We start from the raw sequence: 26,977 nt of genomic DNA on the forward strand, positions 1-26,977 counted from the left end.
ATCAGATGTAGCCCAGCGCCCCCAGCGCCCCGATGCCGCCCAGCAGCATGAACGCCGGCATCAGTACCTTCAGCTCCACCCAGCTGCCGGCCCTGAACCGCATCGGCTTGGGCGTGCCCAGCGCGTGCCAGCGCTTCCGGCCGATCGGGATGGGCCACAGTATCGGGCAGCCGGAGACGGTCAGGGCGTCGCCGATGTCGTGCACCAGCGCCCCCAGCATGATCGGCAGACCCAGCCAGAGGTACTCCTGCCCCGGCTCGCCGAAGAGCCAGTTCGCGCCGTTGCCCGGCTGGTCCAGGGTCTGGGCCAGGATCCAGGCCGACGCGGCACCGAGCAGCCACACCAGCACGTCGCTGGAGACCCGGGCCGCCCGCCACAGCAACCCCTCGATGGCGAGCACCATGTGCACGAAGAGGATGCCGAGCACCGCCCAGCGCCCGCCCTCCATCGCCAGCAGCGACATGCCGCCGCCGATCAGCACCGCCCACAGCCAGGTGTGGGTCAGTGTCCGGTGCCCGCCCGAACGGTGCGAGTCGCCGCGCATCTTGGTCGCCTTGTAGGCGGCGTGCGAGAGCGCGTCGACCACCTCGCACAGCCACCGCGACAGCGGCCCGAAGGCGCGCGAGATAGTGGCGGCCTTGTGGTCGAGGTCGGGTGCCAGCGCGGCCCCGGCGCAGATCAGCGCACCACTGACCAGTACCGGCCAGGGCATCGGGGAGCCGGAGCCGTAGGCCGCCGCCCCCACCCCCAGCCAGGCCGCGGCTCCCGACAGCGAGTGCGCCGGTCCCATCATGGTTGTTCCCCACCCCTTGTTCTGCGCGTCTGACGCCCGGTCGGCAACTCAGCGTAGCGTCAGATGATCTCCGCACGGGGAGCGGGTGGCGGCGCCGCGACCCGGCGCGGGACACGCCGGGAACGCTCCGCGCACAGCCACTCGCACAGTGCGTCCGGGCCGGCGCGCGAGGGCGCGGGCCGGCCGCCCGCGGTCCCCGTTGGTCTCCGGTTGATCTCCATCCGGAGCACCGGTTCTCGGATCCGGGCCGAAGGCAGGCAGTATGGGGGGCGTGACCCTCATCGATCAGCTGCCGAACAACGCCGACCCCGACGCCCTCTTCGAAGCCTTTTCGAGCTGGGCCGAACAGCAGGGCATCACGCTCTACCCTGCCCAGGAGGAGGCGCTGATCGAAGTGGTCTCGGGGGCGAACGTCGTCCTGTCCACCCCCACCGGCTCCGGCAAGAGCCTGGTGGCGGCCGGCGCGCACTTCACCGCACTCGCCAACGACCAGGTCACCTTCTACACCGCGCCCATCAAGGCACTGGTCTCGGAGAAGTTCTTCGACCTGTGCAAGCTGTTCGGCACCGAGAACGTCGGCATGCTCACCGGCGACGCGTCGGTCAACTCCGACGCCCCGATCATCTGCTGCACCGCCGAGGTGCTCGCCTCCATCGCACTGCGTGACGGCAGGCACGCCGACATCGGCCAGGTCGTGATGGACGAGTTCCACTTCTACGCCGAGCCGGACCGCGGCTGGGCCTGGCAGATCCCACTGTTGGAGCTGCCGCAGGCGCAGTTCGTCCTGATGTCGGCGACGCTCGGCGACATGTCGCGCTTCGAGGAGGACCTGACCCGACGCACCGGGCGGCCCACCTCGGTGGTGCGCTCCGTGACCCGGCCGGTGCCGCTGTCGTACGAGTACCGCACGACGGCACTGACCGAGACGCTGACGGAGCTGCTGGAGACCCACCAGTCGCCGGTCTACATCGTGCACTTCACTCAGGCCGCCGCCGTGGAGCGGGCGCAGGCGCTGATGAGCATCAACATGTGCACCCGCGCCGAGAAGGACGAGATCGCCAAGCTGATCGGGAACTTCCGGTTCACCACGAAGTTCGGGCGCAACCTCTCCCGGTACGTCCGGCACGGCATCGGCGTCCACCACGCCGGCATGCTGCCGAAGTACCGCCGGCTGGTGGAGAAGCTGGCCCAGGCGGGTCTGTTGAAGGTGATCTGCGGCACCGACACGCTCGGCGTGGGCGTCAACGTCCCCATCCGCACGGTGCTGTTCACGGCCCTGACGAAGTACGACGGGCAGCGGGTGCGGACGCTGCGGGCGCGGGAGTTCCACCAGATCGCGGGCCGCGCCGGGCGGGCCGGCTTCGACACCGCCGGCTTCGTGGTCGCGCAGGCCCCGGAACACGTCGTGGAGAACGAGAAGGCGCTGGCGAAGGCCGGCGACGACCCGAAGAAGCGCCGCAAGGTGGTCCGCAAGAAGGCGCCGGAGGGCTTCGTCAACTGGGGCGAGAACACCTTCGAGAAGCTGATCGCCTCCGACCCCGAGCCGCTGACCTCCCGTTTCCGGGTGACGCACACCATGTTGCTGTCGGTGATCGCCCGGCCGGGAAACGCCTTCGAGGCGATGCGCCGGCTGCTGGAGGACAACCACGAGCCGCGCCGGAACCAGCTGCGGCACATCCGACGCGCGATCGCGATCTACCGCTCCCTCGTGGACGGCGGGATCGTCGAGCGGCTCCCGGAGCCGGACGCGGAGGGCCGGATCGTCCGACTCACCGTCGACCTCCAACAGGACTTCGCGCTCAACCAGCCGCTGTCGACGTTCGCCCTGGCCGCGTTCGACCTGCTCGACCCGGAGTCCCCGTCGTACGCGCTGGACATGGTCTCGGTGGTGGAGTCGACGCTGGACGACCCCCGGCAGATCCTGGCCGCCCAGCAGAACAAGGCACGCGGCGAAGCGGTCGCGCAGATGAAGGCGGACGGCGTCGAGTACGAGGAGCGCATGGAGCGCCTCATGGACGTCGAGTACCCCAAGCCGCTGGACGAGCTGCTGTCGCACGCCTACGGCCTCTACCGCAAGAGCCACCCGTGGGTCGGCGACCACCCGCTGTCGCCGAAGTCGGTCATCCGCGACATGTACGAACGCGCCATGACCTTCACGGAGTTCACCTCCTTCTACGAGCTGGCGCGCACCGAGGGCATCGTGCTGCGCTACCTGGCCAGCGCGTACAAGGCGCTGGACCACACCGTGCCGGACGATTTGAAGTCGGAGGACTTCCAGGACATCGTCGCCTGGCTCGGCGAGATGGTCCGCCAGGTCGACTCCAGCCTGCTGGACGAATGGGAGCAGCTGGCCAACCCCGCGGAGGAGACCGCGGAGGAGGCGGCCGAACGCGCCGACCAGGTGCGGCCGGTCACCACCAACGCGCGGGCCTTCAGGGTGCTGGTCCGGAACGCGATGTTCCGTCGCGTGGAGCTGGCGGCCCTGGACAACGTCGACGAACTCGGCGCACTGGACGCCGACTCCGGCTGGGACGCCGATGCCTGGGGCGACGCGATGGACGCGTACTGGGACGAGTACGACGATCTGGGCACCGGCCCGGACGCGCGCGGTCCGAAGCTCCTGCAGATCGAGGAGGACACCGCGCACGGCCTGTGGAAGGTGCGGCAGACTTTCGCCGACCCGAACGGCGACCACGACTGGGGCATCTCGGCCGAGGTGGACCTGGCCGCCTCCGACGAGGAGGGGCGCGCGGTGGTCCGGGTCACCGAGGTGGGACAGCTGTGACGCGGCGGCGTCGACCGAGGCCGCCCGAGGAGACGACGGAGGGCCACCGGTCATGACGAATCCGGCCGAGAAGCTGGTCGATCTGCTGGACCTGGAGCAGATCGAGGTGAACATCTTCCGCGGCCGGAGCCCGCAGGAGAGCCTGCAGCGGGTCTTCGGCGGGCAGGTCGCCGGCCAGGCGCTGGTGGCCGCCGGCCGGACCACGGAAGGGGACCGTCCGGTCCACTCGCTGCACGCGTACTTCCTCCGGCCGGGCCGGCCGGGCGTGCCGATCGTGTACCAGGTCGAGCGGGTCCGCGACGGGCGGTCCTTCACCACCCGTCGCGTCGTCGCCGTCCAGCAGGGCCGCACGATCTTCAATTTGACCGCCTCCTTCCACCAGCCGGAACCCGGCTTCGACCATCAACTGCCGATGCGCCGGGCCGTGCCCGACCCGGAAGAACTGCCGAACGTCGCCGAAGAGGTCCGCACGCACCTGGGCGGTCTGCCCGAGGCGCTGGAGCGGATGGCCCGCCGGCAGCCGTTCGACATCCGCTACGTCGACCGGCTGCGCTGGACGCCCCAGGAGATCGAGGGCGCGGAAGCGCGCAGCGCCGTCTGGATGCGCGCCGTCGGACCGCTCGGTGACGACCCGCTGGTGCACACCTGCGCATTGACCTACGCCAGCGACATGACGCTGTTGGACGCCGTCCGCATCCCGATCGAACCCCTGTGGGGCCCGCGTGGCTTCGACATGGCCTCCCTCGATCACGCGATGTGGTTCCACCGCCCCTTCCGGGCGGACGAGTGGTTCCTCTACGACCAGGAGTCCCCCGTCGCCACCGGCGGCCGGGGCCTGGCCCGCGGCCGCATCTACGACCGCGCCGGGCGCCTGTTGGTCTCGGTCGTGCAGGAGGGCCTGCTGCGTCCCTACGGCCCGCGCCACATGGACGGTTCCGGAGCAGACACCGCTACGGAACCCACCCCGTAGCAGCCAGGCCCGGCACGTCCGCAGCCCCCGGGCGCCCGCCCGGTCGTCCCGGCGACGGTCCAGGAACCGGCTCCGCCGCCACGCTCGCGGCCGACCCTCCGCGGAAGCCGGCCGTGGCCGCTGCGGAGCCGGCGGTACCGCGGCGGACGCAGAGCCTTCGCATCGCCCCGACGGCCGCTCAACGCCGCCACGCCGGCCGGCGATCCCTGAGGCGCTCGGCGGGCAGCACCGGGCACCGCCGACGACGGGCCCCGGCCGGCGAGCCGTGCCGCGCGCCACGTACCTGCCCTGGAGACCGTCGCAGGCACCAATGGACCAACACAGCGAGTGCGCCCTCACCACCGCTGCAATCGTGAAGAGGCAAGGTCTCCCCCAAGAGCAAGAGGAGCACATCATGCGGATACGCCTCGTCATCGCTGCCGTCGCACTGGCTGCCGCCGCGGTACTGGCCGGCGCCGCCACGGCCAGCGCGGACGACACCGACTCGCCCTTCAGCAACGCCGACTTCAGCGTCGGGAACGTCTACAGCAACTAACCGGCAGCAGACGACGTCGCCTGACGGCGCGCGACGTGGGGCTCGGTCCTACGCCGCGCGCCGCTGAGTGCCCGCCTCCGCTCCCCCGCCGGAGGCCACCGGCCGGCCGATCACCCCGCTCCGGCCCGCCCGCTCCGACCGAACACCACCCCCGGGACGAGCGCGGAGCCGAAAGCCCTTGGCGGAAGGGCCTCTACCGCGCACTCGGCGACGGACCGGGGCGTGGCGCCGGCGGCCGCGGCCCCACCGTAGGCTCGCCTCATGGACTTCACCCTCACCGCGGCGGAGGAGACCGTCGTCCGCCACGTCGCCCGCCGCCTCGGAGCCGGTATGCCGGCCACGGATGACGAGGTGGCGGACGCGTTGGGCGACGAGGCCCGGCCGTTGCTGCAATCCCTGCTGGACAAGGGCTGGCTCGTCGTCGGCACGGACCGGGCCCTGGTCCTGTCGACGATCGCGCGCGCCGTGCTGTCGGATCACGGGGACGCAGGCGAAGCCGGACGGTGAGGACGGCTAGGACTGCCGGGAGAGGCTGCGCGGCCGTGGCATCCAGGAGGGACTGTTCCGCAGGTCGAGGGAGCGGTCGGTCCGCCCGGCCGGCGCCGGGCGGACCCGCCCTGGATCCTCGCGGCGGGCGGTTTCCAGGGCGCGGGAGAGATTGACGCGGTACCACAGGACCTCGTCGAACTCCTCGGCCGCCAGGGCTCGTTCGTAGGACTCGCGGGCCGCGGGCGTCGCCGTGATCACGGATGCGAGGGTCGGCCGGAGGCCGCGCAGCAGGGCACGCTCCAGCGGCTCCTCGACCACCGAGGCCCGTTCCTCCGGCGGGAGGACGGCGGCGATCACCGCGGCGGATTCCCAGGGATCGTCGGTCCGCCCCATCAGCTGGGCGACCCGGCGGCTGCGCCACTGGCGGCCCCGCCAGTCCTGCCCGTTGGTCAGCATCACCCGCATCGCGGCGGGGGTGTTGCCCTGCAGCAGCTCCGGCTCGCGGTCGGCGAAATCGGAGATCTCCGAGGCGAGGTAGAGCCAGACCACCGCGCCGAAGCGGTTCACGTAGAAGCGGACGGGGCTCACGCAGCCGGCGCGGGTGAGCCGCAGGGCCCGGCCGGGGCCGATGCCCATCAGGGCGGCCGCCTCATTGGTGGTGACCGTGCGGAGTCGGGCGCGGAGCGCCTCGGGGAAGTCCGGTTCGGCCCGGAGCCGGACGATCTCCTCCGCCGGTACCCGGAGCCGGCCGGGCGGCCCGCCGCTTCCCGGCCGCCCCGCGGTCCCGGCCGGGACCGTCCGGACCACCCCGAGTTGGGTGGCGAGTTCGCACTCGCCGGTCCGCAGCTCCAGCTCCTGCGCGGCGCGCGCCGTCGAGAGCGTCTGTCGTCCGTCGCGCATCACTGTCATCGTCATGGTGCTTCCCCCTGCGACTCGGTCGTCGTCGATCACTGACGGTTACGACCATAGCCGCGGGCGGTGACCGCGCGTCAAAGCTGCTGTCGAGCCTGTGGATAACTCTCCGGCCGGCGGGCCGCGACGCCCAGGTGCTCCCCGACGCGGTTGACCAACAGCGTCATCTCGTACGCGATCTGGCCCATGTCGGAGTCGGCGTCGGCCAGCAGGCACAGGCAGCTGCCGTCCCCCGCCGCCGTCACGAAGAGCATCCCGTCGTCGAACTCCACCATGGTCTGGCGCACCCGCCCGACGCCGAAGTGGAGGCCCGAGCCCTTCGCGAGGCTGTGCAGCCCGGAGGCGACGGCCGCGAGGTGTTCGGCGTCCTCCCGCTCCAGCCCCTGGCTCGCGCCGGTCACCAGTCCGTCGTTGGACAGCACCAAGGCGTGCCGCACCTGCTCCACCCGCTTGGTCAGGTCGTCCAGCAGCCAGTCGAGTCCGCTGCTCAGTGCCATGCCCGTTCCTCCCCGTATCCCCGTCCGCAGGTGTGGCCGGACGGTAGTTCGCAGCCTGTTGGCGAGCCGCCGTGCCAGCCTGTCCCACCTCCGGCGTCTCGGCAAGCGGCTCCGCACCCCGGCGTGCCACCTGCCTCCGGCTCGTGCCGGCGGCGAGGATGACGGCATGGCACACACAATGACGAAGGACGAGTGGCTCGCGTTCCTCTCCGCGGGTACCCGAACCGGAAAATTGTCGACCGTGCGGGCCGACGGCGGCCCGCACGTCGCCCCGGTGTGGTTCCTCATGGACGGCGACGACCTGGTGTTCAACACCGGCAAGGACACCGTCAAGGGCCGCAATCTCGCCCGTGACGGCAGGGTGGCGCTGTGCGTGGACGACGAACGGCCGCCGTTCTCGTTCGTCGTCGTGCAGGGCACGGCGACGCTGAGCGAGGAGCTGTCGGACGTCCGGCACTGGGCGGCCCGGATCGCGGCCCGCTACATGGGCGAGGACCGCGCCGAGGAGTACGGCGCCCGCAACGGCGTGCCCGGGGAGCTGCTGGTGCGGGTCCGGATCGACAAGGCCGTCGCGGTCGCCGCACTCGCGGACTGAAAGGGCGGGCGCGGCGGTGCGGCGGTCGCGCGCCGCGCCGTCCGACGCCCGCCCCGGCCGGTCAGCCCACCGGGCCCAGCTGCCGGGTGGCGTGCCGCCCCCCAGCGTGTTCGACCAACCGGACCAGCACCTCCTTGCCCGAGTCGCGGTCCCGGGCGTCGCAGAGCACGACGGGCGTGCCGCGGTCCAGGTCCAGGGCGCGGGAGACCTCGTCGGCCCCGTAGGACCCGGTCCCCGGGAAGCAGTTGACCGCCACCACGAACGGCAGGGCGCGGCGCTCGAAGTAGTCGACGGCCGGAAAGCAGTCCGGCAGCCGTCGGGTATCGGCCAGCACCACGGCCCCCAGGGCGCCCTCCGAGAGGTCGTCCCACAGGAACCAGAAACGGTCCTGTCCCGGGGTGCCGAAGAGGTAGAGGGAGAGTCCCTCCCTGATGGTGATGCGGCCGAAGTCCATCGCCACCGTGGTGGTGGCCTTGTCCGCCACCGCCCCGGTGTCGTCGACCAAGTGGCCCACCTCGCTCAGGCGTTCCTCGGTGCGCAGCGGACGGATCTCGCTGACCGCGCCCACCAGGGTGGTCTTGCCCACCCCGAAACCGCCCGCGACTAAGATCTTCAGGGCCACATCGGGGGCGGGGCGGGGAACTATGTCCTTTGGGGTCCCTCGTACGGCGTTCATCGGCCGTCTCCTCCAGGGTGCGAGGTCGCGCGCGGCGCGGGTGTGCGGATCCAGGGCACAACGATGGGGTCGGCGGCGGCACCGGGTGCCGTCCGGAAATCCATGGCGAGGACCGTACCCTCCGCTGATCGGGATTTCCTCGAATTCGACAAAGCCGCCACGGGATCGGCGACCGAGGTGCTTTCCGGCCGGTGGCGCGCCCGCGCCCGGCTGCCGCGTCCGGCGCCTTCCCGGCCGGTGCGCCAAGTGGCGCTTCCCGTACGGCCTTCCCCGTGCCCGCCGGCCATGGGGGATCATGTGCCCATGACGCAGGAGCAGGCACCGCGGACGCCGGAGCGGTCCGCCGGGCGCCCGGTGGCGCGGCCGTCGGCCGCCGCCGTGGAGCGCAACGGCCTCGATCCGGTGCCGGACGCCGAGCGGCACGGCACGCCCCGCTCCCTGTTCTGGCCGTGGGCCGCCTCCGGGCTGTCGCTGCTGTCCGTCGCCTACGGGACCTACGTCATGGGGCTCGGCCTCAATGCCTGGCAGGCGGTGGTCACCGGGACCGTCGGCTACCTGCTGTCGTTCGTCCTGGTCGGCCTGGTCTCGGTGGCCGGGGCACGGACCGGGGCGCCCACGATGGCCCTGGGGCGGACCGTGTTCGGGCGGCAGGGCAACAAGCTGCCCACGCTGTTCAGTTACGTCTCCAACGTCGGTTGGGAGACCGTGTTGGTGGCCCTCTCGTCCCTGGGCGGTGCGGTGATCCTGGCGCGCGTCGCGCCGGCGGTCTTCGCCCGGGCCGACGGGCGGACGCCGACCACCGGGGCGCAGGCGCTGTGCTTCGTGGTGACCGCCGTCGCGGTGGTGGTCGTGGGCGTCTACGGCCACGCGTTGATCATGAAGGTGCAGAAGTACCTGACCGCCGCCATCACCGCGATGACCGCGGCCTACCTCGTGTTGATGGCCGGCCGGATCCACCCCGCCGCGCTGTGGGCGGGTCGGCCGGGCGGTCTCGGCACGGCCGTCGGGGGCGTGCTCCTCGCGATGACCCTCCTGGGGCTCGGGTGGGTCAACTGCGGTGCGGACTACAGCCGTTACCTGCCCCGCAACAGCAGCGGTCGGGCGATCACCGGCTGGACGACGCTGGGCGGGGTGCTGGCCCCGGTGGTGCTGCTGGTCTTCGGGGTCATGCTGAACGCCGGCGACCCGGAGCTGGCCGCCGCGGCCGCCGCCGACCCGGTGGGCGCGCTCGCGGCGGCCCTGCCGACCTGGTTCCTGGTGCCGTACCTGCTCACCGCCATCGGGGGGTTCGCCTCCGGGGCGATCATGGACATCTACAGCTCGGGGATGTCGCTGCTGGCCCTCGGCGTGCCGGTCCGGCGGCACCTCGCGGTGCTGGTGGACGGGGTGTTGATGGCCGTCGGCGGCTGGTACGTGCTGTTCGTCTCGCCGAGTTTCTTCGCCACGTTCCAGGCGTTCCTGTCCGTCGTGGGGGTGGCGATGGCCGCCTGGACGGCGGTCTTCCTGGTGGCGCGGTGGCGGACCGGCCGCCCTGGTTCCGCGGCGGCCGCCGCGCCCGGCGTCAGCTGGCCCGCGGTGCTCTCGCTCGCCGTCGCCACCGTCGTCGGACTCGGCCTGGTGACCTCCGCCGATCCGCACCTCGCCCGGGTCGTGGGCTTCCTGCTCACCGACGCCGCCGCGCACGGCACGCTCGGCGCCATGAACCTCGGGGTGGTGGTCGCCCTGCTCGTCGCGGGCGTCCTGTACGCCGTCACCGCCCCGCTGGCCCGTACCACCGCACCCGAAGGAGACCGATGACCGGCCCCCAGACCAGCCGTCCGCACGACGTCCGCGCGTTCTTCGGCGCCCGTGCCGCCGGCTGGGACGCGAAGTTCCCCGACGACGGGCCCGCCTACGCCGGCGGCGTGGCCGCACTGGCGTTGCAGGAGGGCCAGCGGGTGCTGGACGCCGGCTGCGGCACCGGTCGCGCCCTGACGGCGCTCAGGACGGCCGTGGGGCCCGGCGGGACGGTGCTGGGCGCCGACCTCACCCCGGAGATGCTGGCGGCCGCCGTGCGGGCCGGGCGCGACGCCTGCGCGGGCCTGCTGCTCGCCGACGTGACCCGGCTCCCGCTGCCGTCCGCCGCGCTGGACGCGGTGTTCGCCGCCGGGTTGGTCTCCCATCTCGCCGACTCCGGGGCCGGACTGACCGAACTGGCCAGGGTGGTCCGCCCCGGTGGTCGGCTCGCGCTCTTCCACCCCGTGGGGCGGGCGGCCCTCGCGGCGCGCAAGGGGCATCCGCTCACCCCCGACGACCTGCGGGCCGAGCCCAACCTGCGTCCCCTCCTGGCCGGCAGCGGCTGGGACCTCGTCCGGTACGTCGACGAGGACGCCCGCTATCTGGCGCTGGCGGTCCGCCAGGGGTGAGGAGCCGGATCCCCCGGTATCCCGGTGGCGCCGTCGGTGGGCCGCCCCGCCTCAGGACGCCGCCGGGTCCCCCTGGGTGGGCGCGTCGCCGTCCAACGGGTGGACGGGGCAGCCGCCGGCCCGCCGGGACGCGGGGAAGGTGCCGAGTTCGGCGACCCGGTAGCCGTTCGGGTAGCACCTGAGTTCCGGGTTCTGCCGGGCGAAGTGGGGGGCGCGGCGCGGCGGGAGCAGCCGCACGGCCTTGGCGCGCAGCTTCAGGGCCGTGTGCACCGCCGTCCGCACGGCGGGCCGGGGCCGGTCGTAGCGGAAGGCGGTCAGCAGCGCGTCGTCCAGGAGGGCCCGGCTCGCGCCGCGCACCACCGGGGCGAGCGGGCCGTACCAACCCGCCATCAGGTCCAGGGAGGCGTCGGCCACCCGGCGGGCGCCGGGGTCCCAGGCGAAGTGCTCCGCCTCGTAGGCGTCGAGGCAGTCGGTGAACTCCTGGTGGGTCTGCGGGATGTCACTGATGCCCAGGTGGCGGCCCAGGGCGCGGTAGTACGCGGCGATGGCGCGCTTCTCGTGCTCGCTCAGCCGCCGCCAGCCGTACCGTTCGATCCAGCGGATCGGCATCACCACGAAGGTGCACAGGACGTAGCGCATGTCGTCGTTGCTGATGTCGTAGCTGCGGTGCATCTGGTTGATGCGGCGGATCGCGGTCCGCCCGTCGGTGCCGTCGAAGCCGTGCTCCACGACGGTGTCCAGCAACAGGACGGTGTCGTCGTAGCGCTTTTGCGCGCGGTCCGTCAGCTCGGCGGTCTCGGCGAGCAGCCGGCCGATGCTCGGTACCGCGTAGGTGCGGTAGAGCGCGAGTTCCAGTGCCCGGGTGACGTCCCAGGGGAATTCGTGGGCGGTGGTGATCTGGTAGATCCGCAGGAAGTCGCGCTCGGGATCGAGCCGTCGGATCTCCGTCAACCAGTCGTAGCGCCGCACCTGTTGTCCGTCCCTTCGCTCCGCGAAGTTCCCACAGTACGGGCTGCGGGCACACTCCTACGACGGTGAAGGACGAGGGCCGGGGGGCCAGATGACCGGATTCATGCGCGACCTGGCCGGGGTGCTGCACCCCGGTAGACGCACCGACGGCAGACCTGCCGGCGGCCGGCGTCGGACGGTGTTCCACCGCGGTGCGCGGCCGGCGCCGCCGCGTCCGCACAACCTCTTCGAGGCGGCGGCGTGCCATGTGGCGGCGGACGTCGAGTACGACGAGGAGCGCAGCGCGCAGGCGGCGGAGTGGGTGTCGCCGGAGGCGCTGGCCTTCGGTGTCCACGAGCTCGCCTGTCGGGCGGTGCTCGCCCTGGCGCGGGAGCGGCGGCAGTCACCGCGGGAGGTCGCCCATGACCTCCTCGGGTTGCCGTTGCCCTGACGGGTCGTGGTCCGGCGCCCCGCGGCGGCGCATCCTCGCAGCGTACGGCTGGTGACAAGGGTGTACCCGGCCAATTAAGGTGCGCGGCGAAAGTGCGGACCGCAATGCGAGGAGGCCGGGCGTGCCGACGACCGAGAACACCGACGGGGAGCAGTTGAGCGACCAGCTGTTCATCTTGACGGCGGTGCTGCTGACGCCCGCGCAGTTCCCGAGCGTGCTCGGCGACGACTATCCCGAGGTGTGTGCGGGACTCGGTCTCGAACCCTACGCCGAGGGCTACGGGCTGGTCCTCGGCCAGGACGGCACGGGGGCACGCTGGACCGTGGTCACCGAGGACGTGTCCCTGGTGGCGTGTGCGATAGCGGCCTGGGACTGCGGCATGGAGTACGACCTGTCGCCCGGTGAGGACGGCATCGTCGTCGCGCTGCCCGGGTGGCCGCTGGCCCTGGCGGTGTCGGCGCCCGGGGTGCCGCAGCCCCACGACCCCGAGCCGCAGGAGAGCGACCGGGCGCCGCTGGCGCCGCCGGACGCGACGGACTGGGGCCCCGCCCAGCGCCGGCTGGGCGCGGACGAGATAGCGCTCCAGTGGGCGACGTGGCGGAGCCAGGTCGAGGACGAGGAGATCACCTTCGCGGAGCCCGGCGAGGAGCGGCACCAGGGCGTGCGACGGGTGTTGGCGCAGGCCCGCGGCTACCTCGCCGACCCGCCGCCGCCCGGCCGGGTCCGGTCGTCGTTCGCCGCCGGCGAGGCCCGCACGCTGCGGGTGGACGGGCCCGGGTGGAGCATGGTGGCGCGCACCGACGACCTCGCGTTCGTCCTGCTGGACGACGAGCCCGGGCAGGTGCATCCGGTGGGGCGGGGGCCCGAACTTCCGGGGCTGCTGGCGTCGTTGGACGGCCTGGCGCCCCGCCCCACCTGACGGCCGGGCCGGCCGGGCCGCTCCACGGGGCGGCCGCCGGCCGGGGCCGCCGGCTTCAGCGGTCGAGCTGCTTGCGGCTGGCCCGGCGCAGTCGGCGCCGCTGGGAGGGCTCGAGCGTCAGGTACGCGACGGCCGGGATCCCGACCATCACCAAGACGGCCGCCCAGAAGGGCAGCAGCCACAGCAGGAGCACTCCCACCGCGACGCCGCCGATCGCGACCTTCGCCTGTGTGGACATCCTTCACGCCCTTTCCGCGGCGCGCGCCGCGCTCTGTCGTATCCCATTGAACGCCGGTTCGGCGTCGGAGGTTCCCTGAGCGGCCGGAGCGTGCTGTACCCTCGGGCGCTCCACACTCCAGTAGTCAAATTTGAGGAGTACGCGCCCCCGTGGCTTCCCACCCCCCGGTCACGCCCGTTCCGCTCACCGAGCTGTCCCGTTGCGCGGCGCTCTTCCTGCCGTCGGATCCGCCGCGGCACGGGCGGATCGCCTTCTGGCGCCCGGACGGCGACCCCGTCCCGGAGGCCGCCGTCCACGGCCCGGCCGTATGGGAGCAGCTGTCCGTTGCCCTCCCCACCGGGCCGGCGGACGACGGCCGGGCCGACGACGGCATCGTCGTGCGCACGGTGCCGGCCCTGGTCCTGCCGGTCGCCGCCGCGCTCCCTCTGCTCACCCGGATGCGCGACGGCCGGCCCGCCCATCCGGCCGCGGCCTTCTGGGGCGCCGCCGCCCTACTGGCCCTCCACGTCGCCGCCCGCGGGCGCCTGCTGCCGGGCCTCAGCCCCACCGACCACGACGCCTGGCGCGCCGGTCCGCTCGACCCGGACGACGTGGCGCGGCTGCGCGGGCTGGCCGCCGCGATGCCGCCGCACGCCCACGCCGCCCCGGTGCCCGGCACCGATCCGGTGCGGCTGCCGTCCCCCGAGCACCTGGTGCGGGCCTTCCTGGACGCGGTCGCCGACGGGCTGCCCCGCACCCCCGCGGCGGAACTGGCCGCCGGCGGGCCGGCCTTCGCCGCGGCCGCCCCGCAGCACGTCCCGGAGCAGCGCGCCTGGGCCGCGGAGATCGCCGCCGGACACGACGCGGGGGTGCGGATCTCGCTGCGGGTGGAGGTGCAGGGGTTGGCGCCCGGACCGGCCGCAGCGCCCGGCGCCACGTTCAGCGCCGTCGTCCAGGTACACGGCGCGGCCGACCCGACGGTCGTCGCGGACGCCGCCGAGGTGTGGGCGGGCACGGCCCCGGCGGGGCAGGCTTTCGGGCCGCGGGCCCGGACCGAGACCCTGCTGACGCTGCGCCGGGCGGCCGCCGCCTGGGCGCCGCTGACGCCGCTGCTGTCGGCGGCGGTGCCCGACGCCCTGGAGTTGGCGGACGAGGAGGTCGCCGAGCTGCTCGGCCCGGCGGCCGCCGCACTGGCCGCCGCCGGGGTGCGGGTCCACTGGCCGCAGGAGTTGACGCGCACGCTCACCACCCGCGCCGTGGTGGGGCCGCCGGACGGGCCGGAAGCGGCCGGGCACGCGGCCGGCCGCGCCTTTGGCGGGGCGCCGTCGCTGGTCTCGGCCGATGCGCTGCTCGCCTTCAGCTGGCGGTTCGCCATCGGCGACCAGGAGATCGACCGGGCGGAACTGGACCGGCTCGCCGAGGCCCGGCGCCCCCTGGTGCGGCTGCACGGCCGGTGGGTCCTGGTGGACCCGCAGGCGGTGCGCGCCGCCCGGGACCGCAAGGACCGCGCGCTCACCCCGCTCGACGCGCTGGGGGCCGCGCTCACCGGCAGCACCGAGGACGAGGACGGCAGCTACGTGGCGGTCCAGGCGTCCGGCTGGCTCGCCCGGCTCCGCGACCGGCTGGCCGACCCGGAGGGCACGGTGGACCCGGTCGTCGAGCAGCCCCCCGGGCTCACCGCCACCCTGCGCGACTACCAGGTGCGCGGTCTGGGATGGCTGCACCGGATGACGTCGCTCGGCCTCGGCGGTTGCCTGGCCGACGACATGGGCCTGGGCAAGACCCTCACCCTGATCGCCCTGCACCTGCACCGTCAGGCCACCGGGGAGTCGGCCGGGCCCACGCTCGTCGTCTGTCCCACCTCCCTGATGGGCAACTGGCAGCGGGAGATCGAGAAGTTCGCGCCGGGGACGCCGGTGCGCCGCTTCCACGCCGGGCGGCGCAGCCTGGCGGACCTCGCCGACGGGGAATTCGTCCTCACCACCTACGGGACGATGCGGTTGGACGCCGCCACCTTGGCGGGTGCCGGCTGGGGGTTGGTCGTCGCCGACGAGGCGCAGCACGTCAAGAACCCCTTCTCGGCGACCGCCAGGGCGCTGCGCACCGTGCCCGCCAAGGCCCGGGTGGCGCTGACCGGGACGCCGGTGGAGAACGACCTGTCCGAGCTGTGGGCGATCCTGGACTGGACGACGCCGGGGCTGTTGGGGTCGCTGGGCCGGTTCCGGCAGCGGCACGCGCGGGCCATCGAGGGCGACGCGGCGGGCACCCCGGAGGCGGCCGCGGCAGCGGAGCGACTGGCCCGGCTGGTGCGGCCGTTCCTGTTGCGCCGGCACAAGTCCGACCCGGGGATCGCCCCGGAGCTGCCGCCCAAGACGGAGACCGACCGGGCGGTGGCGCTCACCGCCGAACAGGCAGCGCTGTACGAAGCGGTGGTGCGCGAGGGACTCGGCGAGATCGCCGGGACGGACGGGCTCGCCCGACGCGGCCTGGTGGTCAAGCTGCTCACCGCGCTCAAACAGGTCTGCAACCACCCCGCGCACTACCTCAAGGAACCGCCCGCCGCGCCGGACGCCGGGGCCGCGCGGTTCGCCGGCCGGTCGGGGAAGACGGAACTCCTCGACGAACTGCTGGACACGATCCTCGCCGAGGGCGGCAGCGTCCTGGTGTTCACCCAGTACGTGGCGATGGCGCGGCTGTTGGCGGCGCACCTGGCGGCGCGCGGGGTGTCGGCGCAGCTCCTGCACGGCGGGACGCCGGTCACCCAGCGGGAGGAGATGGTGCGGCGGTTCCAGGACGGTGCGGTGCCGGTGTTCCTGCTGTCCCTGAAGGCGGCGGGCACCGGCCTGAACCTCACCCGGGCGGCGCACGTCGTGCACTTCGACCGCTGGTGGAACCCGGCGGTCGAGGCCCAGGCCACCGACCGGGCCTACCGCATCGGCCAGACCCAGCCGGTGCAGGTCCACCGGATGGTCACCGAGGGCACGGTCGAGGACCGGATCGCCGCACTGCTCGCCCGCAAACAGCGGTTGGCGGACGCGGTGCTCGGCTCCGGGGAGGCGGCACTGACCGAACTCACCGACGCCGAGCTGGCGGACCTGGTGGCGCTGCGCGGGAACCAGCGGTGAACGGGGCGGACGGGTGGCCGGACGCACCGGTGCACGGACACGGGCCGGCCGGTGGCCGGCCCGATCGGGACGGAACGGGCAGGGACGTGGCGGAGAGGGACGGGGACATGGCGGACGGCGACGCGGAATACGGGAGCGGCGGGGCCGGGCCGGAACGGACGTTCGCCGCGCTCCCGGTGGCGGGCGGCCGTGGCTTCGCGCAGACCTGGTGGGGGCAGGCGTGGCTGAAGGCGCTGGAGGACACCGCGCTGGACGGGGCGCAGCTGAAGCTGGGCCGCCGGCACGCCCGCGCCGGGGCGGTCGGCGCGGTCTCCGTGCGCCCCGGCCGGATCACCGCCGTCGTCCAGGACCGCGACCACACGCGGCACCGCTCCGACGTGCTGCTCCAGGAGTTGTCCGGAGCGGAGTGGGACCGGCTGCTGGACGTCATCGCGGACCGGGCCGGGCACCTCGCGGCCCTGCTGGACCGCGACATGCCGCCCGTCCTGGTGGAGGACGCGGCGGCGGCCGGGGTCGAACTCCTGCCGGGCATCGGGGACCTGGAGCCGGCGTGCGCCTGCGAGGCGTGGGACCACTGTGCGCACTCGGCGGCGCTGTGCTACCAGGTGGCCCGGCTGCTGGACCAGGACCCGTTCGTGCTGCTGCTGTTGCGCGGCCGGGGCGAGACGGAGCTGCTGGACGAGCTCCAGCGGCGCAGCGCCTCCCGGGCCGAGGCGGTGGCGGGCCCGGCGGATTCCGCCGGCGGGGAGGCGGCCGGCGTCCCCGCGGCCGAGGCGTACGCGGCACGGGACGTCCTGCCGCCGCTGCCCCCGCCACCGCCGCCGGTCACGGCCCCCGGCCCGGCGCCGGCGCTCGGCAGCGGCACCCCGCCGGCGCCCGGAGTGACGGCGGACGCACTGGAGTTCCTGATCGGGGACGCGGCGGCGCGCGCCCACCGGCTGCTGACGGCGGCGCTCTCCCCCGGGCCCGCCGACGGCCCGTGGGCGCCCGCGCTGACGCCCGACCAGGACGCGGTGCGGCTGGCGGCCGCCGGGCCCGGGAGCGCGGCGCAGGCGCGGTTGGCGGAGGCTTCGCAACGCGGCGCCCGGGGCCTGGCACTGGCCGTACGGGCCTGGCGGGCGGGCGGTGCGGCCGGGTTGGCCGCCCTGGAGGAGGAGTGGACGCCGGCGCCCGAGGTGGGCTCCCGGTTGTCCGAGCAGTTGGCGGCCGCCTGGGAGGACGCGGCGTCCCGGCCGCGCCTACGGGCCGCCGGCAACCGCTGGACGGTCGCCGGCGGGGACGTCCAACTGCGCTTCGGGCGCGACGGACGGTGGTGGCCGTTCCGCAAGGAGGGCGGGCGGTGGGCGCCGGCCGGTCCCGCGGCCGACGACCCGGCGGCGGCGTTGGTCTGCCTCGCGGCGGACGTACCGGAGGGGTGACGCCAGGGGATTCCCCCTACAGTGCGAGAAAGGTCACCTTTGATCTGACCTTGACACCTTGTGGTCATTTCGGGTCGCCACCAATGACAGGATGGAACCGAATCCGCACCCTTTTCGTGCGATTCATTCCGCGGCCGTATCCCCGTGCGTCCCCGTGCGTCCACGTGCGCCCGCCCGCGGCAGCGCGCGTCCCCGCTCGCACGCTGTCCGCAGCCCGAGCGATGCGACCGTCCCGACCGACCCGACCGATGGGGCCCCGTCCTGCCATGCCGCTCGCCTTCCTGCACCGCCTGCGCGACCGCTCGCCGCACACCGTCCAGCCGCCCCTGCCCCGCGGGGCGGGCGCGCTGGACCTGTGCGTCAACGATCCCGTCGGACTCCCCATGGCCGGGGTGGCGATCTCGGTCCGCGACGCCGGTGGCAAGGAGGCGACGGCCGGCCGGACCGACCCCAACGGCCGCCTGACGGTGACCCTCCCGCCCGGCGGGTACCGGCTGGTGGCGACCTCCGACGGCTTCCGCCCGGCCCGCTTCGAGGCCGAAGTGGTGGCCGGCGGGCGGACCGCGCCCCGCCCCGTCACGTTGGAGCTGGCACCGGCGCTGCCGCTGCCCGACCCCGGCCAGTGGCGGCTCGACCCCGACCACAGCGCCATCCGCTTCACCGCCCGGCACATCGGACTGGCCGAGATCCACGGCCGGTTCAACGCCTTCGAGGGCGGACTGTGGATCGGTGAACGGATGCAGGACTCCCGGGTCGAGGTCACCATCGACGCGGCGAGCATCGACACCGGCGTGCGGATGCGCGACGACCACCTGCGCTCGGCGGAGTTCCTGGACGTGGCCCGCTTCCCCCACCTCCAGTTCTCCGGCGAACGGTTCGTCCACAAGGGCGGCGGCCGGTGGGCGGTGCAGGGCGTGCTCCACCTGCACGGCGTCAGCCGCACCATCCAACTGGACACCCGCTACCTGGGCATCGGCACCGGCATCGCGGGCGAGACCCGCACCGCGTGCCAGGCCGTCACCGAACTGCACCGCGAGGACTTCACCCTGGACTGGCGCAAGATGCTGGCCAGGGGCATCGCCGCGATCGGCGCTACCATCCGGGTCGAGCTGGACATCCAGGCGGTCCGGCCCGAGTAGCCGCACCCGCCAACAAGGAGAAGTGGTCCCCATGACCGGCCCGTCGCCCCAACCGCCGGCACCGACGCTCGCCGCCGCGCTCGCCGCGGGACCGGTCGTCCTCGACGGCGGGCTCTCCAACCAACTGGAGGCCGACGGCCACGACCTGAGCGACGCCCTGTGGTCGGCCCGGCTGCTCGCCGAGGAACCCGAGGCCGTGCTGCGGGCCCACCTCGCCTACTACCGGGCGGGCGCCCAGGTCGCCCTCACCGCCAGCTACCAAGCCACCTTCGAGGGTTTCGCACGGCGCGGCACCGGCCCGCAGGAGACCGCCGGGCTGCTGCGCCGCAGCGTCGAACTCGCCCGCGAGGCGGCCGCCCGCGCGCACGCCGACGGGGTCAGCGGGCCACTCTACGTCGCCGCGTCGGCGGGACCGTACGGCGCGATGCTGGCGGACGGCTCCGAGTACCGCGGCCGGTACGGCCTGTCCGTGGACGCGTTGGAGCGCTTCCACCGGCCGCGCCTGGAGGTGCTGGCCGCCGCCGGTCCTGACGTGCTGGCCCTGGAGACGGTGCCGGACGCGGACGAGGCCCGGGCCCTGCTGCGGGCCGTCCGCGGCCTCGGCGTCCCGGCCTACCTGTCGTTCAGCGTCGCCGGCGACCGGACCCGTGCCGGGCAGCCGCTGGCCGAGGCGTTCGCCGCGGCGGCGGACGCGGACGAGGTGATCGCGGTCGGGGTCAACTGCTGTGCGCCGGACGACGCCGACCGGGCGGTGGAGATCGCGGCCCGGGTGACCGGCAAGCCGGTGGTCGTCTACCCCAACAGCGGCGAGCACTGGGACGCCGCGGCGCGGACCTGGCGCGGCAGCCCGACCTTCCGCGCGGACCGGGTGGCCGGCTGGGTCGCGGCCGGCGCCCGACTGATCGGCGGCTGCTGCCGGGTGGGGCCGCACGCCATCGCCGAACTCGCCGCCGCACTGGACCGCTGACCCGACCGCGGCACGACGGGCCCCGGACGGAGGGCCCCGGACGGCGGGCCGCGGAAAAACGGGCGGCGGCCGACCGGCACCGCCCGTTACCCTCCCGCCGTGACGTGGGACGACGCGACGCTGCTCGCCATGGAAGTGGACACCGTCTACGGGCTGGTGCCCGGAACCACCGACCGCCCGCCGACCGTGACGGACAAGCCGGTCAAGGCCGTCTGGGCCTGGTCCCCGCGGGCCCGCCTGCTCGCGCTGGGGCCGGCCGTGAGCGGCCTCGTGGGCCCCGGCTCCGCACTCGACGACCCCGAGCAGCCGTACGTCCCGGAAGAGGCGCCACGGGCCCTGACGCGGCTCGCCGAGGCGCTGGGCCCGGCCGGGCGGCGCACCACCCTCGACGGCGGTCCGACCTTCGTCTTCCCCCGCCCGCTCCCCGCGCCGCCGCCCGCGCCGCTGCCCGTCCTCGTGTCGGACGCCGCCGGGCGCCGGGCGGCGCGGCAACTGGACCGGCCCGGCAACTGGGAACCCGACGAGTGGGCGGAGCTGATCTCTGGCGCCGCCGGGACGTGGGCGATGGCCGTGGACGGCACCGCCCCGGTGTCCATCTGCCACACCCCGGAGGCGAACCCCACCGCGGCGGAGGCGGGCGCCTGGACCCGCGCGGACTTCCGCGGGAGCGGGCTGGCGCCGGCCGTCGTCGCCGCCTGGGCCCGGCGCGCCGCCCACCACAAGGAGGTGCTCTTCTACAGCACCACCGGCGCCAACCACGCCTCCCGTTCGGTGGCCCGGAAAATGGGCCTCACCCCGCTCGGCTGGCTCTGGACCCTGCGCTGAGCCGGCCGCCGCCCACACGGGCGTTACCCAGCCGCAACGGACGCACCGGCGACAACACCCCCGGCCGATGGCAGGATGCAGCCCAACTCGTTGATCCCCCGGCCCGGTTGATCGTCACGGCACTCCTGGAGGCCCTGTGACCGCTCGCTCCGCGTTGCCCCTTCTGGCCGCCGCCGCGGCCACCGCCCTCCTGGCGGGCTGCACCAGCACCGCACCCGCCGGCGAGGGCCAGGGCCCGGAACTGGTCCGCCCCGGAACGCTCCTGACCTGCACCCACCTCCCCTACGCCCCGTTCCAGGTGACGCGCGACGGCAAGGTCGTCGGCTTCGACGTCGACCTGGTGGACCTGGTGGCCAAGGACCTCGGCGCCACCCAGCAGATCATCAACACCCCCTTCGAAGGCATCGAGACCGGGCAGGACTTCGCCATCCGCAAGTGCGACCTGGCCGCCGCGGGCATGACCATCACCCCGGCCCGGAAGAAGGTCATGGACTTCTCCGCCCCGTACTTCGACGCCACCCAGGCACTGCTGGTGAAGCGCGGCAGCCCGCTGAAGAAGCTCACCGACCTCCGGGGCAAGAAGCTCGGCTACCAGAAGGCCACGACCGGCGCCGTCTACGCCAAGGCCCACGCACAGGGCGTCGAACTGGTCGAGTTCGAGGACGTCGGGCTCCTGCTGACCGCCGTGAAGTCCGGCCAGGTGGCCGCCGGGATCAACGACAACGGCGTGCTCCTCGACTACGTGAAGCACAACCAGGACACCCGGGTCGCCGCCGAGTTCGACACCGGCGAGCACTACGGCTTCGGCGTCCGCAAGGGCAACGACGCACTGCGACAACGCATCGACGCGGTCCTCGCCCGGGCGAAGAAGGACGGCAGCTACGACCGCATCCACCGCAAGTGGTTCGGCTGATGCCCCGCCCGGCGTCCAAGCGGCGCCGGGCCCGGCTCGTCCGCGGCGCGCAGTACGGCGTGCTTCTCGCCGCGGCGGCCGCGCTCGCGCTGGCCGCGGACTGGCGCCGGCTGGGCTCGGCGTTCTTCGACCTCTCCGTCGCCAAGGCACTGTTCCCGGACATCGTGACCACCGCACTGGTCAACACCGTGCGCTACACCCTGCTGGGCTTCGGGTTCGGGCTCATGCTCGGGCTGTTGCTCGCCCTGATGCGACTGTCGTCGGTGCCGCCGTACCGCTGGCTCGCGGTGACCTACATCGAGTTCTTCCGCGGGATCCCCGCGCTGCTGGTGTTCATCGCGCTCGGCTTCGGGGTGCCGCTGGCCTTCCAGGTCGCGCTCGACCAGGGCGTCACCGTGATGCTGTCGCTGGGTCTGGTGGGCGCGGCCTACATGGCGGAGACCCTGCGGGCCGGCATCCAGGCGGTGCCCAAGGGGCAGACGGAGGCCGCGCGTTCGCTGGGCATGTCGCAGGGCCGGGCGATGGTCTCGATCGTCATTCCGCAGGCGTTCCGGATCGTGCTGCCACCGCTGACCAACGAGCTGATCCTGCTGACGAAGGACTCCTCGCTGGTGTACCTGCTGGGCCTGTCGCTCTCCCAGTTCGAGCTGGCCAACTTCGGGCGGGACGCGCTGAACGAGCACAAGAGCCTCACCCCGGTGCTGGTCGCCGGGCTGCTCTACCTGGTGATCACCCTTCCGCTGGGCCAGGTGGTCCGCCGGTTGGAGGCCCGCACGGCGCGGGCCCGGTGACGGGACGGGGGCACGGAACAGATGGCGCGACGAGCGGTGGCGGGGCTGGCGGGGAGGGGCACGGCATGACCGACGTCGGGGGCGACAACGCCATCGAGGTGCGCGGACTGCACAAGGCGTTCGGCACGGTGGAGGTGCTGCGCGGGATCGACTTCTCGGTGGCGCGCGGCGAGGTGGTCTGCGTCATCGGGCCGTCGGGCTCCGGGAAGTCGACGCTGCTGCGGTGCGTGAACCTGCTGGAGGAGCCGAGCGCCGGCCGGATCACGGTCGCCGGCACCGAGGTCACCGACCCGGACGTCGACATCGACCGGGTGCGGCGCAGGATCGGCATGGTCTTCCAGTCCTTCAACCTCTTCCCGCACCTGACCGCACTGGAGAACCTCACCATCGCCCAGCGCCGGGTGCTGCGCCGCGACCGGGCGGCGGCCGAACGCCTCGCCCGCGACCAACTGGCCCGGGTCGGCCTGGGCGACAAGGCCGCCGCCTATCCGGCGCAGTTGTCCGGCGGTCAGCAACAACGGGTGGCCATCGCCCGTGCGCTGGCGATGGCCCCGGAGCTGATGCTCTTCGACGAGCCGACCTCCGCGCTCGACCCCGAACTGGTCGGCGACGTCCTGGCGGTGATGCGGTCGCTGGCCCGGGACGGGATGACGATGCTGGTCGTCACCCACGAGATGGGCTTCGCCCGGGAGGTCGCCGACCGGGTGGTCTTCATGGACGGCGGGCTGATCGTCGAGGAGGGCACCCCAAAACGGGTGGTGGGCGCTCCCCGGCACGAGCGGACCCGGACGTTCCTGTCCCGCGTGCTGGACCCGGCGGCGGCCCGGGTGGACGGGACGGGCGGTCCGGACGGGCCCGACGGGCCGGGGCCGGTCACTACACCACCGCTCCGCCCGGCGCCGTGACGCCCCGTCCCGCGGCCCGCTGTCCGGCGCCCGGTCCCGGCCCGGGTCAGGCCAGCGGCCGGGTGAGCTTCTTGGTGCCGCTGCGGTTGCCCGTCAGGCTGCACACCACGGTCTTGATGCCCAGCTTGTAGCCCTGGACGCTGGGGAACTGGACGTAGGTGCCCCCGGCGGCCCCGGCCGGCTGCTTGGACGCCTTGTCCTGGAGTTCCGAGGAACACAGCGTGGACGCCTTGTCCTTGATCTCGTTCTCGCTGGTCAGGCCGTGCGGCAGGGTGTAGAGGAAGACGACCTCGGCGTCGTGCGGGCCGGTGCAGGGGGCCGACTCGTTGTTGCCGTCGTTGCCGCCCGGCGGGATGTCGAAGCAGTCGCCGGTCTTCAGCGCGTAGAAGGCGACGGTGCGTCGCGGGGGCGCGGACGGGGTGGACTCGGGGGCGGTGGGCGTCGCGGAGGCCGAAGCGGACGGCGTCGGCAGCCCGGAGTCCGACGGGCCCGGGGTGGGACTGGCCGTGGTGCCGGTGCCGGGTCCGGCCTGGTTGCGCCCGCCGCCGCTGTTGGTGGCCCATATGACGCCGCCGACGACGAGCGCCACGACGAGCACGCCGGCCCCGATGATCAGCGCGATGGTGGTGCCGTTGCCGCCGGAGGAGGGCGGGGCGGGCGGCTGCTGCCAACCGCCCCCGCCGCCGGCCCCGGGCGGGCCGAAGCCGCCGGCGGGGGCGCCGTAGGGGCCGGCCGGCGGCGGCCCGGGCTGGGGCGCCGCCGGCCCGTAGCCGCCCGGTCCGTACCCGCCCGGGGCCGGCTGCTGCCCGCCGGGCCCATAGCCGCCCGGTGGCGGGCCGTAGCCGCCCGGACCGCCCGGGGGCGGCTGGTGCGGCGGTTGGTTGGACGGCGGAGGCGGGGGAAAGCTCATGGCGGAAATGTCGCTTCTTTGGTGGGAGTCAGGGACGCGGCGACCGATCCGGACCGCTGCGGGGCGAACCCTCCGCCCCGTGGGCACCGTTGGCGACCCGCGGCCCGGACGGACGGCTCGGCGATCCTGATCGCCCGGACAGACCCTAACGTGCCCGACGTGCAGGCCTCACGGCCCGGAGGTGCGCCATGTTCACCGACCTTCCCCTGGACGAACTCCGCCGCTACCGTCCTCCCCTGCCCGAGCCCCCGGGCTTCGACGCGTTCTGGCACCGGACCCTCGACGAGGCCCGGGCCCACGACCTCGCCCCCCGGCTCACCCCGCTCGACGGCGGACTGACCGAACTCCACGTCGACGACCTGGACTTCGCCGGCTTCGGCGGGCACCGCATCCGCGGCTGGTTCCTGCGCCCGCGCGCGGCGGCCGGCCCCCTGCCGTGCGTGGTGCAGTACCTCGGCTACGGCGGCGGCCGGATGTTCCCGCACGACTGGCTGCTGTGGCCGTCGGCCGGATACGCCACGCTGGTCATGGACACCCGCGGCCAGAGCGGCCCCAACCGCCCCGGCGAAACCCCCGACCCGGTGGGCATCGCCCACCCGGGCGTACCGGGCAAGCTCACCCAGGGCCTGCTCGACCCCGACACCTACTACTACCGGCGGCTGATCACCGACGCCGTGCGGGCCGTCGAGGTGGCCCACGGGCACCCCGCGGTGGACGCCGCCCGGATCGTGGTCGCCGGCGGCAGCCAGGGCGGCGGCCTCGCCCTGGCCGTGGCGGGCCTGGTCCCCGGCCTGGCGGCGGCCCTGATCGACGTGCCGTTCCTCACCGACGTCCGGCGGGCCCTGGACGTCACCGACCAGGGCCCGTACGGCGAACTCGCCCGCTACTTCGCGGGCCAGCGCGACCACGTCGACACCGCACTGCACACCCTCGACCACTTCGACGGCCTGAACTTCGCGGTCCGCGCCACCGCCCCGGCGCTCTTCGGCACCGCCCTGCGCGACGCGGTCGTCCCGCCCTCCACCGGGTTCGCCGCCTACCACCACTACGCGGGCGACAAGCAGTTGGAGGTGTGGCGGTTCAACGCCCACGAGAGCGGCGGCGGCGCGCAACGGACCGCGGAGCTCCGCTTCCTGCGCAAGCTGTTCGGCGGCTGACCGCGACCGGCCGGCGCGCACCGCGCGTGTCGTCCACAGGCCGCCCGGGACCGGCGCCGCGCGCATTACTATGCGGCAGCGCACCGGGGCCCCAAGCGGCCGGGAGCCCCGGGGTCAGGGCCCGTACCACCGGCCGCCGAGGGAGAGTGCTCGATGGGCGCACAGTCGGCCGGACCCCTGGTCGTCGGGGTGGACAGCTCGACGCAGTCGACCAAGACGCTGGTGGTGGACGCGGAGACCGGGGAGGTGCTGGCCCGCGGTCAGGCACCGCACGCGGTCAGCGGCGGGGCGGCCAAGGAGAGCGACCCCCGGCAGTGGTGGCGGGCGCTGGGCGAGGCACTGGAGCAGTGCGGGGCGGCCGCCCGGCAGGCGTCCGCGGTCTCGGTCGCCGGCCAGCAGCACGGCCTGGTGACCCTGGACGCGGCCGGCGAACCGGTCCGCCCCGCCCTGCTGTGGAACGACGTCCGCCCGGCCCGCGAGAGCGCCCGGCTGATCGCCCAGGGCGGCGGCCCGGCGGCCTGGGCGGAGCGGATCGGGAGCGTACCGGGCCCGGCGTTCACGGTCGCCAAGTGGGCCTGGCTGCGCGCCCACGAGCCGGCCGCCGCGGCCGCCACCGCCGCCGTCCGCCTCCCGCACGACTACCTCGTCGAGCGGCTCACGGGCCAGGCGGTCACCGACCGTGGCGACGCCTCGGGAACGGGCTGGTGGGCGACGGCCACCGGCACCTACGACGCGGAGGTCCTGGACCGGGTCGGACTGGCCGCCGCGATGCTGCCGCGGGTGGCGCTCCCCGGCGAGGCGGCGGGCACCGTGCGCACCGACGAGCTGCCGCTCCCGCACGGCGCGTTGGTGGCCGCCGGGACGGGCGACAACATGGCCGCGGCGCTCGGCCTCGGCCTGCGTCCCGGGCAGCCGGTGCTGAGCCTGGGCACCTCCGGGACGGCGTACGCGGTGACGACCCGCCGCCCCGCCGACCCCACCGGCACCGTCGCCGGCTTCGCCGACGCCCGCGGCGACTGGCTGCCACTGGCCTGCACGCTCAACTGCACGCTCGCGGTGGACCGGGTGGCGGCGCTGCTCGGCCGCGACCGGGAGGCGGTCGAGCCGGGCGGCAGCGCCGTGCTGCTGCCCTTCCTCGACGGCGAGCGCACCCCCAACCTCCCGCACGCCACGGGCCTGTTGCACGGGCTGCGCCACGACACCACCGCCGGCCACCTGCTCCAGGCCGCCTACGACGGCGCGGTGTTCACGCTGCTGCGGGCCCTGGACCGGCTTCCGGGAGTGGACGCCGCGCCCGACGCGCCCCTCCTGCTGATCGGCGGCGGGGCCCGGGGGCATGCCTGGCGGGAGACCGTGCGGCGGCTGTCGGGCCGCCCCGTGGTGGTGCCGGAGGCGGACGAACTCGTCGCGCTGGGGGCGGCGGCGCAGGCGGCCGGGTTGCTGCTGGGCGAGGATCCGGCGGCGGTGGCGCGGCGCTGGGGGACGGCCCGCGGCGCGGCGCATCCGGCACGGGAGCGGGACGGCGACGCCTGGGACCGGCTGGCGGCGACGCTGACCGACGGAGCGGCACTGCTGGGCGGCTGACGCACCGTCCGCGATCACCGCCCCGGCACACCTTGCCCTGCACCGAAAGAT

26 protein-coding genes are annotated in these 26,977 nt (G+C 74.3%); 19 read left to right on the forward strand and 7 right to left on the reverse strand.

The window, feature by feature from the left end:
- Position 1: 1 nt before the first annotated feature.
- Complete coding sequence (locus ABD385_RS01580; protein ID WP_344573003.1) at positions 2 to 793, reverse strand: metal-dependent hydrolase; 792 nt, start codon at positions 791 to 793, stop codon at positions 2 to 4.
- A 271-nt stretch (positions 794 to 1,064) separates the two neighbouring features.
- Here ABD385_RS01580 and ABD385_RS01585 point away from each other — a divergent pair, with 271 nt between their 5' ends.
- The 4 genes from ABD385_RS01585 to ABD385_RS01600 all read left to right on the forward strand — a co-directional run bounded on the left by ABD385_RS01585 (position 1,065) and on the right by ABD385_RS01600 (position 5,590).
- Positions 1,065 to 3,578: a DEAD/DEAH box helicase gene (locus ABD385_RS01585; RefSeq protein ID WP_344573004.1), complete on the forward strand. Its 2,514-nt coding sequence runs from the start codon at positions 1,065 to 1,067 to the stop codon at positions 3,576 to 3,578.
- A 52-nt stretch (positions 3,579 to 3,630) separates the two neighbouring features.
- Positions 3,631 to 4,548, forward strand: coding sequence for an acyl-CoA thioesterase (locus ABD385_RS01590; RefSeq protein ID WP_344573005.1), 918 nt, complete (start codon positions 3,631 to 3,633; stop codon positions 4,546 to 4,548).
- A 394-nt stretch (positions 4,549 to 4,942) separates the two neighbouring features.
- Entirely contained in the window at positions 4,943 to 5,083 is a 141-nt protein-coding gene (locus ABD385_RS01595; protein WP_275461748.1) for a hypothetical protein, read from the forward strand.
- 261 nt (positions 5,084 to 5,344) lie between these two features.
- The gene (locus ABD385_RS01600) at positions 5,345 to 5,590 is read left to right on the forward strand and encodes a hypothetical protein (protein WP_344573006.1); all 246 of its coding nucleotides are present in this window, start codon (positions 5,345 to 5,347) and stop codon (positions 5,588 to 5,590) included.
- A gap of 6 nt (positions 5,591 to 5,596) precedes the next feature.
- On the opposite strand, the gene ABD385_RS01605 is transcribed toward ABD385_RS01600, so the two are convergent.
- Both ABD385_RS01605 and ABD385_RS01610 read right to left on the reverse strand, forming a co-directional pair.
- A complete protein-coding gene (locus ABD385_RS01605; RefSeq protein WP_344573007.1) occupies positions 5,597 to 6,487 on the reverse strand; it encodes a DUF6397 family protein in 891 nt (296 codons plus the stop codon).
- Positions 6,488 to 6,561: 74 nt separating this feature from the next.
- The gene (locus tag ABD385_RS01610; protein ID WP_344573008.1) at positions 6,562 to 6,981 is read right to left on the reverse strand and encodes a roadblock/LC7 domain-containing protein; all 420 of its coding nucleotides are present in this window, start codon (positions 6,979 to 6,981) and stop codon (positions 6,562 to 6,564) included.
- Between the two features lie 166 nt (positions 6,982 to 7,147).
- On the opposite strand from ABD385_RS01610, the gene ABD385_RS01615 reads away from it, so the two are divergent.
- On the forward strand, positions 7,148 to 7,576 hold the full coding sequence (locus ABD385_RS01615) for a PPOX class F420-dependent oxidoreductase (protein WP_344573009.1): 429 nt from the start codon (positions 7,148 to 7,150) through the stop codon (positions 7,574 to 7,576).
- A 61-nt stretch (positions 7,577 to 7,637) separates the two neighbouring features.
- Here the strand turns inward: ABD385_RS01615 and ABD385_RS01620 are convergent, their stop codons facing one another.
- Complete coding sequence (locus ABD385_RS01620) at positions 7,638 to 8,252, reverse strand: GTP-binding protein (RefSeq protein WP_344573010.1); 615 nt, start codon at positions 8,250 to 8,252, stop codon at positions 7,638 to 7,640.
- A 303-nt stretch (positions 8,253 to 8,555) separates the two neighbouring features.
- On the opposite strand from ABD385_RS01620, the gene ABD385_RS01625 reads away from it, so the two are divergent.
- Positions 8,556 to 10,049 carry a purine-cytosine permease family protein gene (locus tag ABD385_RS01625; protein ID WP_344573011.1) on the forward strand — a complete coding sequence of 498 codons (1,494 nt, stop codon included), beginning with the start codon at positions 8,556 to 8,558 and terminating at the stop codon, positions 10,047 to 10,049.
- The gene (locus ABD385_RS01630; RefSeq protein ID WP_344573012.1) at positions 10,046 to 10,657 is read left to right on the forward strand and encodes a class I SAM-dependent methyltransferase; all 612 of its coding nucleotides are present in this window, start codon (positions 10,046 to 10,048) and stop codon (positions 10,655 to 10,657) included. The genes ABD385_RS01625 and ABD385_RS01630 overlap by 4 nt, the downstream gene beginning before the upstream one ends.
- 51 nt (positions 10,658 to 10,708) lie before the next feature.
- Here ABD385_RS01630 and ABD385_RS01635 read toward each other — a convergent pair whose 3' ends face one another.
- Entirely contained in the window at positions 10,709 to 11,626 is a 918-nt protein-coding gene (locus ABD385_RS01635; RefSeq protein ID WP_344573013.1) for an oxygenase MpaB family protein, read from the reverse strand.
- Between the two features lie 91 nt (positions 11,627 to 11,717).
- On the opposite strand from ABD385_RS01635, the gene ABD385_RS01640 reads away from it, so the two are divergent.
- Positions 11,718 to 12,056, forward strand: coding sequence for a hypothetical protein (locus ABD385_RS01640; protein ID WP_344573014.1), 339 nt, complete (start codon positions 11,718 to 11,720; stop codon positions 12,054 to 12,056).
- Between the two features lie 121 nt (positions 12,057 to 12,177).
- Entirely contained in the window at positions 12,178 to 12,975 is a 798-nt protein-coding gene (locus ABD385_RS01645; protein WP_344573015.1) for a hypothetical protein, read from the forward strand.
- Between the two features lie 55 nt (positions 12,976 to 13,030).
- On the opposite strand, the gene ABD385_RS01650 is transcribed toward ABD385_RS01645, so the two are convergent.
- Positions 13,031 to 13,213 (reverse strand): hypothetical protein, encoded by a 183-nt coding sequence (locus ABD385_RS01650; RefSeq protein ID WP_344573016.1) that lies wholly within the window; start codon positions 13,211 to 13,213, stop codon positions 13,031 to 13,033.
- A 149-nt stretch (positions 13,214 to 13,362) separates the two neighbouring features.
- Here ABD385_RS01650 and ABD385_RS01655 point away from each other — a divergent pair, with 149 nt between their 5' ends.
- The 8 genes from ABD385_RS01655 (at position 13,363) to ABD385_RS01690 (ending at position 23,275) form a co-directional block, all read left to right on the forward strand.
- Positions 13,363 to 16,317: a DEAD/DEAH box helicase gene (locus ABD385_RS01655; protein WP_344573017.1), complete on the forward strand. Its 2,955-nt coding sequence runs from the start codon at positions 13,363 to 13,365 to the stop codon at positions 16,315 to 16,317.
- Between the two features lie 107 nt (positions 16,318 to 16,424).
- Positions 16,425 to 17,735 carry an SWF or SNF family helicase gene (locus ABD385_RS01660; protein WP_344573486.1) on the forward strand — a complete coding sequence of 437 codons (1,311 nt, stop codon included), beginning with the start codon at positions 16,425 to 16,427 and terminating at the stop codon, positions 17,733 to 17,735.
- A 266-nt stretch (positions 17,736 to 18,001) separates the two neighbouring features.
- A complete protein-coding gene (locus tag ABD385_RS01665) occupies positions 18,002 to 18,874 on the forward strand; it encodes a YceI family protein (protein ID WP_344573018.1) in 873 nt (290 codons plus the stop codon).
- 31 nt (positions 18,875 to 18,905) lie between these two features.
- On the forward strand, positions 18,906 to 19,841 hold the full coding sequence (mmuM, locus tag ABD385_RS01670; RefSeq protein WP_344573019.1) for a homocysteine S-methyltransferase: 936 nt from the start codon (positions 18,906 to 18,908) through the stop codon (positions 19,839 to 19,841).
- Between the two features lie 99 nt (positions 19,842 to 19,940).
- A complete protein-coding gene (locus tag ABD385_RS01675) occupies positions 19,941 to 20,666 on the forward strand; it encodes a GNAT family N-acetyltransferase (protein WP_344573020.1) in 726 nt (241 codons plus the stop codon).
- A gap of 136 nt (positions 20,667 to 20,802) precedes the next feature.
- The gene (locus tag ABD385_RS01680; protein ID WP_344573021.1) at positions 20,803 to 21,579 is read left to right on the forward strand and encodes a transporter substrate-binding domain-containing protein; all 777 of its coding nucleotides are present in this window, start codon (positions 20,803 to 20,805) and stop codon (positions 21,577 to 21,579) included.
- On the forward strand, positions 21,579 to 22,370 hold the full coding sequence (locus ABD385_RS01685) for an amino acid ABC transporter permease (protein WP_344573022.1): 792 nt from the start codon (positions 21,579 to 21,581) through the stop codon (positions 22,368 to 22,370). The genes ABD385_RS01680 and ABD385_RS01685 overlap by 1 nt, the downstream gene beginning before the upstream one ends.
- 65 nt (positions 22,371 to 22,435) lie before the next feature.
- Complete coding sequence (locus ABD385_RS01690) at positions 22,436 to 23,275, forward strand: amino acid ABC transporter ATP-binding protein (RefSeq protein ID WP_344573023.1); 840 nt, start codon at positions 22,436 to 22,438, stop codon at positions 23,273 to 23,275.
- Positions 23,276 to 23,321: 46 nt separating this feature from the next.
- Here the strand turns inward: ABD385_RS01690 and ABD385_RS01695 are convergent, their stop codons facing one another.
- Positions 23,322 to 24,185, reverse strand: a complete 864-nt coding sequence (locus tag ABD385_RS01695; RefSeq protein ID WP_344573024.1) for a hypothetical protein — start codon at positions 24,183 to 24,185, stop codon at positions 23,322 to 23,324.
- Between the two features lie 188 nt (positions 24,186 to 24,373).
- On the opposite strand from ABD385_RS01695, the gene ABD385_RS01700 reads away from it, so the two are divergent.
- Complete coding sequence (locus ABD385_RS01700; RefSeq protein ID WP_344573025.1) at positions 24,374 to 25,342, forward strand: acetylxylan esterase; 969 nt, start codon at positions 24,374 to 24,376, stop codon at positions 25,340 to 25,342.
- Between the two features lie 153 nt (positions 25,343 to 25,495).
- Entirely contained in the window at positions 25,496 to 26,926 is a 1,431-nt protein-coding gene (gene xylB / locus ABD385_RS01705) for a xylulokinase (protein ID WP_344573026.1), read from the forward strand.
- Positions 26,927 to 26,977: the final 51 nt, after the last annotated feature.

This window comes from Streptomyces lunalinharesii, from assembly GCF_039532155.1.
GTDB classification, from domain to species: domain Bacteria; phylum Actinomycetota; class Actinomycetes; order Streptomycetales; family Streptomycetaceae; genus Streptomyces; species Streptomyces lunalinharesii.